Origin of the sequence: Mycolicibacterium sp. TUM20985 (assembly GCF_030295745.1) — a bacterium.
Taxonomy (GTDB): domain Bacteria; phylum Actinomycetota; class Actinomycetes; order Mycobacteriales; family Mycobacteriaceae; genus Mycobacterium.
This window is the reverse complement of record NZ_AP027291.1, coordinates 2,354,309-2,369,070: the sequence shown is the minus strand read 5'-3', so window position 1 is coordinate 2,369,070 and position 14,762 is coordinate 2,354,309. Positions and strand designations below refer to the sequence as shown.

Here is a 14,762-nt window from a genome sequence, read left to right as displayed (position 1 = left end):
GCCGAGCGAAGTCACGGCGGTTTCCCCGCCGCCGTGACCGCACCTCGTAGTCGTCAGGCGTTCGCGGCGGGTTTCTTGGTGGCCACGATCTCGCCGTGCATGTCCTCGAGCGAGACGCCCTTGGTCTCCTGCACCCAACGCCACACGAACAGGCCCGACAGCACCGCGCACAGCCCGTAGAACCCGTACGCCACACCGAGGTGGTCGCGAAGTCCGGGGAACGTCACCGTGATCAGCCAGTTGGCCGCCCACTGGCCGGCCGCCGCCAGGCCGAGCGCGGCCGCCCTGATGCGGTTCGGGAACATCTCGCCGAGCAGCACCCAGACCACCGGCCCCCACGACATGCCGAAGGAGACGACGAACAGGTTCGCCGCGATCAGCGCGATGACACCGGAGGCACCCGGGAGACTCGGGGTGCCGTCGGGCCCGAGGCCGGCGTTGGCGAAGATCACCGACATGGTGATCAAGGTGATCGCCATCCCCGCCGAACCGATGAGCAGCAGCGGCTTTCGTCCGATCTTGTCGATCAGCGCGATGGCGATCAGTGTGGTCGCCACGTTGATCACCGACGTGATCACGGTGTAGATGGCGGACTCGTCGGCGCTGAATCCGACCGCCTGCCACAGCACGTTGGAGTAGTAGAAGATCACGTTGATGCCGACGAACTGCTGGAAGATGGACAGCCCGAGGCCCACCCACACGATGCCGTAGATGCCACCGGACGGCTTCTTCAGATCCTTCCAGGACGGCTTGTCCTCGCGCTCCAGGGTTTCCTGGATTCGGCTGATGGTGATCTCGAGATTCTTCTGGCCCAGCAGGGTGGACAGCACCTTGCGGGCTTCCGGAATCTTGTGGCTGGCAACGAGATACCTGGGCGACTCGGGGATGGTGAAGGCCAGAGAGCCGTAGACGACTGCGGGTACTGCCATCACCAGGAACATCCAGCGCCAGGCATCCATGCCGAACCAGAGCGGTTCGTTGGGCCCGCCGGCGGCCTTCTGCAGCAGCCAGTTGACGACGAAGGACAAGAAGATGCCGGACACGATGGCCAGCTGCTGCAGCGAGCCCAATCGCCCACGGATGCTGGGTGGCGAGGTCTCGGCGATGTAGGCCGGCGCAATGACCGACGCGACGCCCACTCCGATGCCGCCGACGATGCGGAAGAGGACGACGATCTCCACGTTGGGGGCAAAGGCCGTGCCGAACGCGCTGACCAAGAAGAACAGCGCGGCGATCTTCATCACGGAGATGCGGCCGATGCGGTCGGCAATGCGACCGGCGGACATGGCGCCCGCTGCCGCGCCGAGAAGCGCTGAGGCGACGGCGAAGCCCAATTCGGCGTTGCCGATGCCGAAGTCCTCCTGGATGGAGTCGACCGCACCGTTGATGACGGCGCTGTCGTAGCCGAACAGTAGGCCGCCGAGGGCGGCCACCGACGCGATTCGGATGGCGGTGCGGCCCGACGAGAAGTCCTCATCGGAGATCGCCGACGGACCGTCGGAGACGGGGGGTCCCTGGCCTGCCATGGGGGTTTCCTTTCACCTCAACGTGACGGGTATCACACCACCCTAGGACACTCCGGTGGGCCTTACGACCGTATCGGGATCAACCCCGATCGGAGCAGGCCACGTCCAGATACCCACTCAACTCGCGGTGAATCCTCGCCAACGCGTCGACGTCCACCTCGGCCAGCGACGGCACGTGTCGACGGCGCGGTCCGGCGGGAACCTCGACGTCGTTGGGCACCACCACGACCGGACACCCCGCGGCCTCGGCCGCCTGCGATCCCGTCACCGAGTCCTCTATGGCAAGGCATTGCGCGGGCGGCAGCCCCAGTAGGTGCGCGGCACGCAGGTAGGGGTCCGGCGCCGGCTTGGCGTGCTCGACTTCGTCGCCGCAGACCGACGCCGAGAAGTAGTGGCTGCCAATGCTCTTCAGCGCGCGCTCCGTGAGACCGCGACGGGTGTTGGTCACCAACGCCATTGGAACGCCGGCGTCGGTCAGCGCGTCGAGCATCTCGCGCGCACCGGGCAGCCACGTCAGCCCCTGCTCGAAGAGCTCACCGGTGTACTCGTGCAGCCAGTCCGCCGACTCCTCCATCGCCACCGGATCGTGATCCAGACCGAGGTCGGTGTACACGATCCGCATCAGCCCTTCCGAAGAGCTGCCCACCGTGGTCTCCCTGACTTCGGCCGACAGCTCGCCGCCGAGGCGCCCGTAGAGCGCCTGCAGTGAGATGTCCCAGAGCTTTTCCGAATCGACGAGGGTGCCGTCCATGTCGAATAGGACGGCCCTCAGCACTGCGCTCATTCAGTCCTCCGGGTTGTAGCCGAGATTGGGGGCGAGCCAACGCTCGGCTTCCTTCAGGGTCCAGCCCTTGCGCTTCGCGTAGTCGGCGACCTGGTCCTGGGCGATCCGGCCGACCACGAAGTACTGCGACTGCGGGTGCGCGAAGTACCAGCCGCTGACGGCAGCACCGGGCCACATCGCCATCGACTCGGTCAGCTCGATGCCGGTGCGCTCCTTGACGTCCATCAACTCCCACAGCGTCGCCTTCTCGGTGTGCTCCGGGCAGGCCGGATAACCGGGGGCGGGACGGATTCCCACGTACTTCTCACCGATGAGTGCCTCGTTGTCCAACGTCTCGTCGGGCTGGAATCCCCAGAACTCCTTGCGGACCCGCTGGTGCATCCGTTCGGCGAACGCCTCCGCCAGCCGGTCGGCGAGCGACTCCAGCAGGATGGCGCTGTAGTCGTCGTTGGCTTTTTGGAACTCGACGATCTTGTCCCCGCTGCCGAGCCCGGTGGTGACCGCGAAACCGCCCATGTAATCCCGGAGGCCCGTGTCCTTGGGGGCGACGAAGTCGCTGAGGCTCCGGTTCGGGATGCCGTCGCGGTGCTCGCCCTGCTGGCGCAGGTGGTGCAACGTGGTCAGCACCTCGGTACGGGTCTCGTCGGTGTAGACCTCGACGTCGTCGCCGACCGCGTTCGCCGGGAAGAACGAGATCACCCCGTTGGCGGTCAGCCACTTCTCCTTGATCAGGGTGTCGAGCATCTCCTGGGCGTCCTCGTACAGCTTGCGGGCAGTCTCGCCCGCAACCGGGTTGTTGAGGATGTCGGGGAAGCGGCCCTTCATCTCCCAGGCGTTGAAAAAGGGCTGCCAGTCGATGTATTCGCGCAGCTCGGCGATGTCGTAGTCCAGGAATTCCCGCACCCCGAGGCCTTGGGCGGGCACCGGCGGCGTGTACCCCTCCCACTCGATCGGCGTCCGGTTCGCGCGGGCCTTCTCAAGTGTCAGCATCTTGCGTTCGCTCTTCTGGGCGTGCCGTTCGCGAAGAGACGCGTAATCCTTCTCGGTGGCCTCCAGCAGGGCTGGCCGCTGCTTGTCGTCCAGCAGCGCGGCAGCGACCGGCACCGAGCGGGACGCGTCCTTGACCCACACCACCGGACCGGAACGACGCGGCGCCACCTTCACCGCCGTGTGTGCACGCGAGGTGGTCGCACCGCCGATCAGCAGCGGGATCTCCAGCCCCTGACGCTCCATCTCGACGGCGAAGTTGACCATCTCGTCCAGGGACGGGGTGATCAGGCCGGACAGCCCGATGATGTCGGCGTCGTGCTCCTTGGCCGCGTCCAGGATCTTCTGGGCGGGCACCATCACACCGAGGTCGATCACCTCGTAGTTGTTGCACTGCAACACGACTCCGACGATGTTCTTGCCGATGTCGTGGACGTCGCCCTTCACGGTCGCCATGATGATCGTGCCGTTGGTGTCCTTCTTCGCAGTGGCGCCGGACTGTTCCTTCTCGGCCTCGATGAACGGCAGCAGGTAGGCCACGGCCTTCTTCATCACCCGGGCCGACTTCACCACCTGAGGCAGGAACATCTTGCCCGCGCCGAAGAGGTCACCGACGACGTTCATACCGTCCATCAGCGGGCCCTCGATCACCTCGATCGGGCGACCACCCGCGGCGTCGATCTCGGCCCGCAGTTCCTCGGTGTCGGTGTCGACGTCGGCGTCGATCCCCTTGACCAGGGCATGCGTGATCCGCTCGCGGACCGGAAGAGATCGCCACTCGGCGGCCACCGGATCGTCGGGCTTGTCGGAGCTGTTGTATCGCTCGGCGATCTCGAGGAGTCGCTCGGCCGCGTCCTCGCGACGGTTCAGCACGACGTCCTCGATGCGGTCCCGCAGCTCGGGGTCGATCGAGTCGTAGGGCACCAGCGCGCCAGCGTTGACGATGCCCATGTCCAGGCCGGCCTTGATGGCGTGGTAGAGGAACACGGCGTGGATCGCCTCACGGACGGGGTTATTGCCCCGGAACGAGAACGACACGTTCGAGATACCGCCGGAGATGTGCACCCCGGGAAGGTTCTCCTTGATCCACGAGCAGGCCTCGATGAAGTCGATCCCGTACGTCGCATGCTCCTCGATACCGGTCGCCAACGCGAAGCAGTTCGGATCGAAGATGATGTCCTCGGCCGGGAAGCCGACCTCTTCGGTCAGGATTCGGTAGGCGCGCCCGCAGATCTCTTTGCGGCGCTCCAGATTATCGGCCTGACCCTGCTCGTCGAAGGCCATCACGACGACGGCGGCACCGTACTTGCGGCACAGCCGTGCCTCGCGGATGAACTTCTCCTCGCCCTCCTTCATGGAGATCGAGTTGACGATCGGCTTGCCCTGCACGTTCTTCAGGCCCGCTTCGATGACCTCCCACTTGGAGGAGTCGATCATCACCGGCACGCGGCTGATGTCGGGCTCGGCCGCGATCAGCTTGGTGAACCGGTCCATCGCGGCGACGCCGTCGATCATGCCCTCGTCCATGTTGATGTCGATGATCTGTGCACCGACCTCGACCTGCTGCAGGGCCACCGACAGGGCGGTGTCGTAGTCCTCGGCCTTGATCAGGTTGCGGAACCGGGCGGAGCCGGTGATGTTGGTCCGCTCACCGATGTTCACGAACAGGGACCCGTCGGTGATGTTGAGCGGCTCCAGGCCCGAGAGCCGGGTCGCCACGTCGATCACCGGCAGCTGACGGGGCGCCTTGCCGTCCACGACCTTGGCGATCTCGGCGATGTGCGGCGGCGCCGTTCCGCAGCAACCGCCGACCAGGTTGACCAGGCCGGCCACGGCGAACTCGGCGAGGTAACTGGCCTGACGCTCCGGGGACTCGTCGTACTCGCCGAACGCGTTGGGCAGGCCGGCGTTCGGGTAGCAGGAGACGAAGGTGTCCGCGATCCGCGCCACCTCCGCGATGTACGGCCTCATCTCCGGCGCGCCCAGCGCGCAGTTGAGGCCGACCGCGAGCGGCTTGGCGTGTCTGATCGCGTTCCAGAATGCCTCGGTGACCTGACCGGACAACGTCCGCCCGGAGGCATCGGTGATGGTGCCCGAGATGATCAGCGGCCAGCGGCGTCCGCGTTCCTCGAACAGCGTCTCGATGGCGAACACCGCCGCCTTGGAGTTCAGCGAGTCGAAGATCGTCTCGATGATCAGGAGGTCGGAACCACCGTCGACCAGGCCGTTGGCCGCGTCGAGGTAGGCGCTGACCAGCTGGTCGTAGGAAACGTTGCGGGCTGCGGGGTCGTTGACGTCCGGCGAGATCGACGCGGTCCGCGTCGTCGGCCCGAGGGCGCCTGCGACGTAGCGCGGCTTGTCCGGGGTGCTGAACTCGTCGCAGACCCTGCGGGCAAGGGCCGCGCCGGCGTAGTTCAGCTCGTAGGCCAGCTCGTGCATGTCGTAGTCGGACAGCGAGACCGAGTTCGAGTTGAACGTGTTCGTCTCGAGGATGTCGGCGCCCGCTTCGAGGTACTCGCGGTGGATCCCCTCGATGATCTGAGGCTGCGTCAGGGTGAGCAGGTCGTTGTTGCCCTGCAGCGCAGTCGGCCACTCCCTGAACCGGTCACCGCGATATCCGGCCTCGTCGGGCCGGTCGCGCTGGATCGCCGTGCCCATCGCGCCGTCGATCACCATGATCCGCTGGCGCAGCGCTGCCGTCAGCTCACCGGTGCAGTCGGGGCGGATGTTCGGCTCCCAGGCGTCCACGTAACGATCCTTCCGTAAGTTGCGGAAGGCGTCCTTAGCTCTGCCGAGCGTGGCGGATACCGGGGAGACCCAGACCCCCCAGAAACCGTTGCAACGCCTCTCGACCCATCAAGTCTACGTCGTCACCTCGTCGACGTTGGGACGCCCGGTTTGCTGCGCCGTGACGGCTCACCGATCTCCTCGGTGGTGTCGCGGCCACCCCCCTCAACCAGATTGCTGCCAAACGTGTTTCGTCTCGACCGCGTCGGACGGCCCCGTCGAGGGCCTTTCGATCCGTATGCCGACCCGCCACACCATGGCCCTCGCCGACGCCGGGCAGGGCTTACGCTGGCCTGGTGACAGACCTGCCAAGCCTGCAGGACACCATCATCGTCGCGGCCTTCGAAGGCTGGAACGACGCCGGTGACGCGGCCAGCGACGCCCTCGAGCACCTCGACGTGATCTGGGAGGCCGAGACGATCGTCGAGATCGACGACGAGGCCTACTACGACTACCAGGTGAACCGTCCCGTGATCCGCCAGATCGACGGTGTGACGCGTGAGCTGGTGTGGCCGTCGATGCGCATCTCACACTGCCGCCCGCCGGGCAGCGACCGCGACATCGTGCTGATGCACGGCGTCGAACCGAACATGCGGTGGCGGACGTTCTGCGCCGAGTTACTGGCCATCGCCGACAAGCTGAACGTCGACACGGTGGTGATCCTCGGCGCCCTTCTCGCCGATACGCCGCACACCCGTCCGGTACCGGTGTCGGGGGCGGCCTACTCCCCCGAGTCGGCGAAGTTCTTCGGCCTCGAGGAGACCAGGTACGAGGGGCCGACCGGCATCGCCGGCGTCTTCCAGGACGCCTGCGTGGCCGCGGGCATCCCGGCGGTGACGTTCTGGGCCGCGGTCCCGCACTATGTATCGCAACCGCCCAATCCGAAGGCTACGGTCGCGCTGCTCCGACGGGTCGAGGACGTCCTCGACATCGAGGTCCCCCTCGCCGACCTGCCGATCCAGGCCGAGGAGTGGGAGCAGGCCGTCAGCGAGATGACGGCCGAGGACGAGGAGATCGCCGAATACGTCACCTCGCTCGAGGAACGCGGTGACGCGGAGGTGGACATGACCGAGGCGCTCGGCAAGATCGACGGGGACGCACTGGCCGCGGAGTTCGAACGCTACCTGCGTAGGCGCGGCCCCGGCTTCCGCGGTTAGACCAGCGACTTCGACGCGATCCGCTGCCCCTTGCGGGCGGCCCGCTCGAGATATCGGGCCTTCGACTCGTCGAACTTGGCCGCCTCGGCTTCCATCTTCTCGAGGAAGGCGCCGAGGGCGTCGCGTTCGGCCTCACCCGCCGCGGTGAAGTCGGTGCGCTCGAAGATGCGCCACTTGCGCAGCACCGGCAGCACCACCTCGTCGAGATGCTGACGTGCGTCGTAGATGCCACCGACGGCCATCTTGACCGCGTTGCGGCGGAAGTTCGGGATGGAGAAGCCGGGCATCTGGAAGTTCGTCAGGATGCGGCAGATCGAGTGCATCGCGCGATCGGGCGATAGGTCCAGCGCCGCACCCGTCAGCCCGCGGTAGAAGATCATGTGCAGGTTCTCGTCGAACGCGATGCGCTTCAGCAGGGCATCGGCGACGGGCTCGTCGCACGCCTTCCCGGTGTTGCGGTGGCTGACCCGGGTGGCCAGCTCCTGGAAGGTCACGTAGGCGGCCGCATCGAGGAACGATTCGGGCGCGATGTCGCCCTGACCCTGCTGCCCGGGGCTGAACCCGGCGGTGACCTGCAACAGCCTGGCCTGCTCCAGCTCGATCGGGTCCACGGCCCTGGTCACCACGAGGTAGTCACGCAGCGCCATGCCGTGCCGGTTCTCCTCGACGGTCCACCGATTGACCCAGTTGCCCCAGGCATCGTCGAGGGTGAAGTAACCGGCGACCGCGCGATGGTAGGACGGCAGGTTGTCCTCGGTGAGGAGGTTGGTCACCATCGCGATGCGGGCCAACTCCGACAGCGGCGACTGTTCGAGATCCCAGTCGCGGCCGCCGAGGGCCGCGTAGTCGGAGCCGTCCGACCACGGCACGTAATCGTGCGGAGACCAGTTCCTGGTGGTCGCGAAGTGCTGGTTGAGGCCGGCCTCGACGACCGGTTCTAGCTCTCGGATGAGCTCTGGGTCGGTCAGGAGGCGTGCCATCGTGCAGCTACAGTACTACCGCAGCGAAGGAATTCCGGTGAACCGCGCCTAAGCCTTCGTCGGTTGTGGGGCCTTCCAAGTGCCGTTCAGCGCATCGGGTTTCGGCCAGTACAGCCGCAACACCAACGTGAACGGCCCCTCGGGCGCCGGCAACCAGTTGGGTTCGCGCTCCGGCCCGGGCGACTCGTGCTGCACGTAGAGGGTGTAGCCGCCGTCGGCATCGGGAACCAACGCGGGCAGCATCGGCGAGTTGATCAGATAGCGGTTGACGGGGTTGGCCACCAGCAGGTTCTTGGGCGACTCGTACATCGTCAGCGACCAGAACGCGTTGACCGGCGGCAGTTCATCGGGCGCGAACCGATAGGTGTAGTTGGACGCGCCGGTCAGCGGTGCACCCGTCGAATCCGTGCTGGCGCTCGGGTAGAGCGCCTCGGCGGCGGTGTTGCCGTAGATGCCCAACACCGCGCCGGCCATTCGGTAGAGGTAGTTTCCCTTGAGATCGGCTGCCGTTCCGAAGAATTGGGCCGCACCGATCTTTCCGGTGTCGATCTGATCCTTCTTCAACGTGTCGAGTTCGGCCCATGCGTCGGCCATCCCGTCCTGGATCGCCGTCTTCATCTCTGAAGACAGCTTCTCGGCGTCGAAGGAGCCGTCCGGGCCGATCCCGATGGTGGCCAACCGGGCGCGCAGGTCCCGCTCGGCGGGCAGCGTCGGGGCGAACTTCATCACGAAGTTCAAGATGTCGAAGAACTGCGGTGACGTGCGCTCCTGATCGGCGGTGAGCGCGGGGACGAAGTCGATCGCCGGAGCCGGTGGCGGCAGCGGCTGCTTGAGGAAGACCGACAGCGGCTGAACCTGGTAGCCATCCTGGATGCGCTTGACGTTGTCGATGTCTGCGGGCTCGAACAGCTGCGTGCGGTAGAGCACCAGCGCCAGATCGGTGTCGTAGCGGATGACCTCGTTGATGCCCGCCGGCTTGTCTCCCTTCCACTTCGGACCCGCGAGAAGGTATTTGCCGCCACTGTTGCCCGTCGTCCGGCTGCCGACGTAGGCGAAGTTGGAGGTGTAGAGGTCGACGAACTGCAGCGAGAAGTACCGGTCCTGATCGATGGGCGGAACGGTGAGCACCAGGGGCTCGGTGCGCAGGTCGGCGCCGAGCGCCGAGTAGGGGGTGTCCGAGTTCGGCGTCTGGATCGTGGTGTCGGCGGGCGTGTAGACGCGTGCCGCGCTGTGCACCTGGTTCCACGCGCCCTTGTACTCCGCGTCGTCCTGGTCCACGAAGTACGAGTACATGACGCGATAGTCGTCGACCATCGGGAAGCCCCAGACATAGGCCTCCTTGGCTATCGCCCTGGCCTGCTCGGGGGTGACCACCGGCGCCGGTGGTGGCGACGGGGCCGAACCGACCGCCTCGGGCTTGTCACTTCTCGCGCAGGCCGCCAAGACGATGACGAGCGCTGCGACGACGCCGACGGCGAGCACCCGTCGGACGGATTCGGTTCTCACCTCGACATCAAACCACTGGAAGTCCGAGCCGCGGCTGATCCGCGTGTCACGGGGTGTCACCGCGGGCAGCTACAGCTGAATTCCCAACAACGCGTCGACGACGGCCGCGAGTCGGCCCGGCGCGTCGGCGTCCCGGCCGCCGTACTCCAAGGCGTCGGTGGTCCAACCATCGAGTGCGGCAAGGACTTTCGGGGTGTCAAGATCGTCGGCAAGATACTGCCGGACGCGCGCGATCACATCGGCGACGTCAGGACCCGCGGGCAACGCGGTGGCCGCCCGCCACCGGGTGAGGCGGCCCTGGGCCTCGGCCAGGACCGCCTCGTCCCAGGAGCGGTCGGACCGATAGTGCCCGGCGAGCAGACCGAGTCGAATGGCCGCGGGTTCGACGCCGTCCGCGCGCAGCCGCGACACCAGCACCAGATTGCCGCGGCTCTTGCTCATCTTGTGGCCGTCGAGGCCGATCATGCCCGCGTGCACGTAGTGCCGCGCGAAACGCCGCTCCCCCGTAGCCGATTCGGCGTGCGCGGCGGAGAACTCGTGGTGCGGGAAGATCAGATCGCTGCCGCCGCCCTGGATGTCGAGGCCGGTGCCGATGCGGTCCAGTGCGATGGCGGCACACTCGACGTGCCACCCTGGCCGGCCGGCCCCGAACGGTGACGGCCAGCTCGGCTCCCCCGGTCGCTCCGCGCGCCAGAGCAAGGCGTCCAACGCATCACCCTTGCCGGGGCGGTCCGGATCACCGCCCCGTTCGCCGAAGAACCTGAGCATGGTGTCGCGGTCGTAGTTCGACTCGTAACCGAACTGCGCGGTCGCGTCGGCGTGGAAGTACACGTCGGGGTACTCGGCGTCGTCCACCACGTAGGCCGCGCCGGAGGCCAGCATCTTCTCGACCAGTTCGATCACCTCGGCGATGGCGTCGGTCGCCGCGACGTAGTCGTGCGGCGGTAGCACCCGCAGCGCCGCCATGTCCTCGCGAAAGAGCTGGATCTCCCTGGCGCCGAGATCGCGCCAGTCGATGCCGTCGCGCGCCGCCCGCTCGAACAGCGGGTCGTCCACGTCGGTGACGTTCTGGACGTAGTGCACCCGATGGCCGGCATCGAGCCAGGACCGGTAGACCAGATCGAACGTGAGATAGGTCGCGGCGTGGCCGAGATGGGTCGCGTCGTACGGTGTGATGCCGCAGACGTACATGGTCGCGGTGGCACCGGGCGCGACGGGACGTACCTGCCGGTCGGCACTGTCGTACAGACGCAACGGCACTCCCGGGCCGGGGAGCTCCGGGACGTTGGGCGCCGGCCACGATTGCATGGCTTCGACTCTAGGGTGTGCGCTCAGTTCGGCCTCCGACGGTGGTTACTCGACGTGAAGGGACAATGCGCGGCGGCGATCCATTCCCGATCGCAGGTCAGAACACCGAGCGGATCGCGTCCAGCAGGGTTGCGGCGACCTCCGGCCGGCACATCACGAAGTCCGGCAGGTACGGGTCGGGGCGGTTGTACCGCAGCGGCGAGCCGTCCAGCCTCGACGCGTGCAGTCCCGCCGCCAGCACGACGCCGGCCGGAGCCGCCGAGTCCCACTCGTACTGTCCACCGGCGTGCACGTAGGCGTCGACGTCGCCACGCACGACCGCCATCGCCTTCGCACCCGCCGAACCGATGCCGATCAGCTCGACGTCGAGCATGTCGCGCAGCCACCACAGCACCGTCGGTGGCCGGTTGCGGCTCGTCGCGATGCGGATGGGCCCGGGCTCGCGCGGCGGCGGCGGGGTGATCGTGTCCGAGCGGTAGACCTCGCCGAGGGCGGGCAACCCGACGACGGCGTCGGTGATCTCACCGGCCGGACCGCCGGTGCGCTGCCATAGCGCGATGTGCACTGCCCAGTCGGTCCGGCCGGCCATCGAGAACTCCCGGGTTCCGTCGACCGGATCGACGATCCACACCCGATCGGCGCGCACCCGGGCCAGGTCGTCGGCCGCCTCCTCGGACAGGACGGCGTCACCGGGCCGGTGCTCTTTCAGACGGTCCAGGATCAGCCTGTTGGCGCGCCGGTCTCCGGCGTCGCCGAGGTCGTAGTAATCGTTGAAGCCGAGCTCCGCGCGCAGCTCGACGAGCATCTCTCCGGCTTCGGCGGCGATCTCCGCGGCGAGTGCCGTATCGCTCCCAGGGTCGTTAATCGGGTGCTACCTGGGCGTGGCGCCGGGCGCGCGCACGACCATCGGGACCGCCGGGAAGTAGGCCGCCATCTCGGAGCGGCACCGGCGCAGCGCGGCGGTGCCGAACCCGCGGTGCCGGTGCTCGGGGTGAATCCAGACCCGAACGTTGACCTCACCACCGACGAGCTCACCGAAGACCATGCCGACCTTGTCGGCACCCTCCTCCGCCACGAACCACACCGCCTCCTCGTTCGACACCCGTCGCAGCGCGGCGTTGATCTCGTCGTCGAGGTTGCCCGCGGGGGCCCCGGAGCCGTCGCCCTTGGCGCCGACGTCGTCGGTGCGGGCGGCGAACAGATCGCGGTCGTGTTCCGAGGTGAACACGCGCAGGACCAGGCTGTCCCCCGAGCTGGCGGGCCGCTCCCCGAGGGTGAAGCTGAGCTGCTTGTTGAGATCCTCCAGTTCGACGGCGATCTTGCGGCGCGAATCCCTGGTGAGCTGGTCGAACGAGATCGACATGACCGACTCTCCGCCGACCTGTGACGTGTCGAGCAAGGTCGCGATGGCCTTGACCGCGGCCGACCGGTCGTCGGCTTCGACGATCACGTCGAGCACCTCGTGACGGCGGTCGAGCGCCTTCTGGAGGGCGTCGGCGATCTCCCTGCGGGCGGCGGCGTGGTCGTGATCAGTCATGACGATGAGCGTAGAACACCGCGCTGCCGTGGCCGACGGCTCGGCCAAACTCAGAACGCGGGCCACGGGATGGGCCTGCGCCGGTCAGGCGCGGGCATCACCGGATTGTCCAGCACAGCAACCGCTCTGGCATACAACGCGTCGATCTCCCGACTGCTGATGTGCGGCCGCAACGTTTCGTCGAGATCGCCGAGGAGGGCATCGCGCAGACCCGTGACATCGTGCAGTGCGTCATCGTCCACCGGTTTGCCCGCCCAGCCCCACAGCACCGTGCGCAACTTGTTCTCGGTGTGCAGGCTCACACCGTGGTCGACGCCGTACACGTTGCCGTCGACACTGGCCAGGATGTGACCGCCCTTGCGATCGGCGTTGTTGATCAGGACGTCGAACACGGCCATCCGACGCAACCGGTCGTCGTCGGCGTGGACCAGGGTCACCTCGTCACCCGCGTAGTCGTAGGCCTGCAGGATCGGCAGGAAGCCGGGCGGCAGGTGACCCGTCGGAAGCAGGTCCACCAGGTCCGGTCCGGTGTCGGGCGGCTCCGGTGCCTCCTCACCGGCGAGGGCATCACCGGGCTGATCCACCCACCGCTGGACCATCCCCCGGCCTGCGGGCCCGTCGCGAAGGACGGTGTAGGGCACCACGTTCCAGCCCAGCGCCGCCGAGATCAGGTAGGCCGAGACCTCCCGCCCCGCAAGCGTGCCGTCCGGGAAGTCCCATAGCGGCGCCTCGCCGGCGACCGGCTTGTAGACACAGTGCGCCTGGCGATCGTCGAGGTGCGCCTCGCAGAGGAAGGTGGCGTTGCTCGCCGACCTGATGCGCCCGATGACGGTCAGCTCGCCGTCACGGATCACCCCGTCGTGGTCAGGTGGCTGCGTCATCGTCGGTTCCCGCCATCGCGCCTCGTCGATAGCCGTTGGTGCGCACGCAGATGTGTCCGGCGGGATCCAGTGGTTCGTCGCAGAGCGGGCACGGCGGCCGGCCCGCGGAGATGACCCGGTTGGACCTGGCGGCGAACTCCCGCGCCGACTCCGGCGTCAGGAACACGCGCACGGCGTCGGGTCCCTCCTCGGCGTCGTCGAGCACGACCGATGCGTCGAACTCCGTGTCGGACACCGCGAGCAGTTCCACCACCACCGTCTGCGCCTCGGCATCCCAGCCGAGACCCATGGTCCCGACGCGGAACTCGGAGTCGACCGGTGTCACCAGCGGACTGAGATCCTCGATCTCGTCCGTCTCGGGTGGCACCGGGGTACCGAACCGGCGGTTGATCTCCAGAAGCAGCGCGGCGATCCGCTCCGCCAGCACCGCCACCTGTTGCTTCTCGAGCTCGACCGACACGACGCGTTCGTCGTGCACGGCCTGAAGGTAGAACGTACGGTCGCCCGGTTGCCCGACCGTCCCGGCCACGAAGCGGTCGGGTGAACGGAAGACGTGAATCGAACGAGTCATGACGCCTCCCAAAATACCGGTAGTGCGACCTCGGCCGTGAATCGAACGACGCGTGTCAGTCTGTGGAGCCGCCGACCACCGCGTCACCCGAGGGCTCGGGTTTCGCCAGGAGTGCCGCGGTCAACGCGGCGCCGGTGTGGTTGACGTGGAGCACGAAGGGCCGCACCGAGGTGTACCGGATGACGCTCATGGACGCCGGATCCGCGGTGATGCGCTGAAAGCTATCGAGGTGAGTTCCCAGCGCGTCGGCGATGATCGACTTGATCACGTCACCATGCGTACAGGCCACCCACAGCACGTCGCCTTCGTGCTGCTCGGCCAGGGTGCGGTCGTGGTGGCGGACCGCCGCTACCGCCCTCGCCTGAACCTCGGCGAGGCCCTCGCCGTCGGGGAAGACCGCCGCACTGGGTTGCTGCTGCACCACCGCCCACAGCGGTTCCTTGACCAAGTCGCCGATCTTGCGACCGGTCCAGGCGCCGTAGTCCACCTCGGTCAGCCTGTCCTCCACCACGGGTTGCAGTCCGAGTGCCTCGGCCAGCGGAGTCACTGTTCGCTCACAGCGCAGCAGCGGCGACCGCACGATCGCCTTCACGGGCAGCTCGCCGATGCGGGCGATCACCGACTCGGCCTGTTCGCGTCCCTTGTCGTCGAGGTCGACCCCGTCGGCGCGGCCCGCCAGCGTGTGGGCGGTATTCGACGTCGAGCGACCGTGGCGCAGCAGGATGACGGTCATCGTTG

General features: G+C 67.3%; 12 protein-coding genes. 1 reads left to right on the top strand and 11 read right to left on the bottom strand.

Going from position 1 to position 14,762, the window contains the following annotated elements; translation table 11 throughout:
* Window positions 1–53 precede the first annotated feature (53 nt).
* The 3 genes from QUE68_RS11575 to metH form a co-directional block, all read right to left on the bottom strand.
* Window positions 54–1,526, bottom strand: coding sequence for a sugar porter family MFS transporter (locus QUE68_RS11575; RefSeq protein ID WP_284226150.1), 1,473 nt, complete (start codon window positions 1,524–1,526; stop codon window positions 54–56).
* A 79-nt stretch (window positions 1,527–1,605) separates the two neighbouring features.
* The gene (locus QUE68_RS11570) at window positions 1,606–2,298 is read right to left on the bottom strand and encodes an HAD family hydrolase (protein WP_284230873.1); all 693 of its coding nucleotides are present in this window, start codon (window positions 2,296–2,298) and stop codon (window positions 1,606–1,608) included.
* A 12-nt stretch (window positions 2,299–2,310) separates the two neighbouring features.
* Window positions 2,311–5,973, bottom strand: coding sequence for a methionine synthase (gene metH / locus QUE68_RS11565; RefSeq protein ID WP_286275805.1), 3,663 nt, complete (start codon window positions 5,971–5,973; stop codon window positions 2,311–2,313).
* A 404-nt stretch (window positions 5,974–6,377) separates the two neighbouring features.
* Between metH and QUE68_RS11560 the strand changes: the two genes are divergently transcribed.
* Window positions 6,378–7,241 carry a PAC2 family protein gene (locus QUE68_RS11560; protein ID WP_284230871.1) on the top strand — a complete coding sequence of 288 codons (864 nt, stop codon included), beginning with the start codon at window positions 6,378–6,380 and terminating at the stop codon, window positions 7,239–7,241.
* Here the strand turns inward: QUE68_RS11560 and QUE68_RS11555 are convergent.
* The 8 genes from QUE68_RS11555 to QUE68_RS11520 all read right to left on the bottom strand — a co-directional run bounded on the left by QUE68_RS11555 (window position 7,238) and on the right by QUE68_RS11520 (window position 14,757).
* Entirely contained in the window at window positions 7,238–8,221 is a 984-nt protein-coding gene (locus QUE68_RS11555) for an acyl-ACP desaturase (RefSeq protein ID WP_284226148.1), read from the bottom strand. The genes QUE68_RS11560 and QUE68_RS11555 overlap by 4 nt on opposite strands.
* 48 nt (window positions 8,222–8,269) lie before the next feature.
* Window positions 8,270–9,727: a DUF1254 domain-containing protein gene (locus tag QUE68_RS11550; protein ID WP_284226146.1), complete on the bottom strand. Its 1,458-nt coding sequence runs from the start codon at window positions 9,725–9,727 to the stop codon at window positions 8,270–8,272.
* Window positions 9,728–9,796: 69 nt separating this feature from the next.
* A complete protein-coding gene (mshC, locus tag QUE68_RS11545; protein ID WP_284226145.1) occupies window positions 9,797–11,035 on the bottom strand; it encodes a cysteine--1-D-myo-inosityl 2-amino-2-deoxy-alpha-D-glucopyranoside ligase in 1,239 nt (412 codons plus the stop codon).
* 97 nt (window positions 11,036–11,132) lie between these two features.
* The gene (locus QUE68_RS11540; protein WP_286275634.1) at window positions 11,133–11,840 is read right to left on the bottom strand and encodes a 3'(2'),5'-bisphosphate nucleotidase CysQ; all 708 of its coding nucleotides are present in this window, start codon (window positions 11,838–11,840) and stop codon (window positions 11,133–11,135) included.
* 66 nt (window positions 11,841–11,906) lie between these two features.
* Window positions 11,907–12,572, bottom strand: a complete 666-nt coding sequence (locus QUE68_RS11535) for a GNAT family N-acetyltransferase (protein WP_284226143.1) — start codon at window positions 12,570–12,572, stop codon at window positions 11,907–11,909.
* 50 nt (window positions 12,573–12,622) lie between these two features.
* On the bottom strand, window positions 12,623–13,453 hold the full coding sequence (locus QUE68_RS11530) for an SCO1664 family protein (RefSeq protein ID WP_284226142.1): 831 nt from the start codon (window positions 13,451–13,453) through the stop codon (window positions 12,623–12,625).
* Window positions 13,437–14,024 carry a DUF3090 domain-containing protein gene (locus QUE68_RS11525; protein ID WP_284226141.1) on the bottom strand — a complete coding sequence of 196 codons (588 nt, stop codon included), beginning with the start codon at window positions 14,022–14,024 and terminating at the stop codon, window positions 13,437–13,439. Before QUE68_RS11525 ends, QUE68_RS11530 begins: the two co-directional genes overlap by 17 nt.
* 55 nt (window positions 14,025–14,079) lie before the next feature.
* Window positions 14,080–14,757 carry a histidine phosphatase family protein gene (locus tag QUE68_RS11520; protein ID WP_284226140.1) on the bottom strand — a complete coding sequence of 226 codons (678 nt, stop codon included), beginning with the start codon at window positions 14,755–14,757 and terminating at the stop codon, window positions 14,080–14,082.
* Window positions 14,758–14,762: the final 5 nt, after the last annotated feature.

What these genes read in the sequence shown, in the direction of transcription:
- QUE68_RS11575 (WP_284226150.1), bottom strand. Translation starts at nt 1,526, where the DNA reads ATGGCAGGCCAGGGACCCCCCGTCTCCGACGGTCCGTCGGCGATCTCC.
- metH (WP_286275805.1), bottom strand. Translation starts at nt 5,973, where the DNA reads ATGGTGATCGACGGCGCGATGGGCACGGCGATCCAGCGCGACCGGCCC.
- QUE68_RS11555 (WP_284226148.1), bottom strand. Translation starts at nt 8,221, where the DNA reads ATGGCACGCCTCCTGACCGACCCAGAGCTCATCCGAGAGCTAGAACCG.
- mshC (WP_284226145.1), bottom strand. Translation starts at nt 11,035, where the DNA reads ATGCAATCGTGGCCGGCGCCCAACGTCCCGGAGCTCCCCGGCCCGGGA.
- QUE68_RS11540 (WP_286275634.1), bottom strand. Translation starts at nt 11,840, where the DNA reads ATGCTCGTCGAGCTGCGCGCGGAGCTCGGCTTCAACGATTACTACGAC.
- QUE68_RS11535 (WP_284226143.1), bottom strand. Translation starts at nt 12,572, where the DNA reads ATGACTGATCACGACCACGCCGCCGCCCGCAGGGAGATCGCCGACGCC.
- QUE68_RS11530 (WP_284226142.1), bottom strand. Translation starts at nt 13,453, where the DNA reads ATGACGCAGCCACCTGACCACGACGGGGTGATCCGTGACGGCGAGCTG.
- QUE68_RS11525 (WP_284226141.1), bottom strand. Translation starts at nt 14,024, where the DNA reads ATGACTCGTTCGATTCACGTCTTCCGTTCACCCGACCGCTTCGTGGCC.
- QUE68_RS11520 (WP_284226140.1), bottom strand. Translation starts at nt 14,757, where the DNA reads ATGACCGTCATCCTGCTGCGCCACGGTCGCTCGACGTCGAATACCGCC.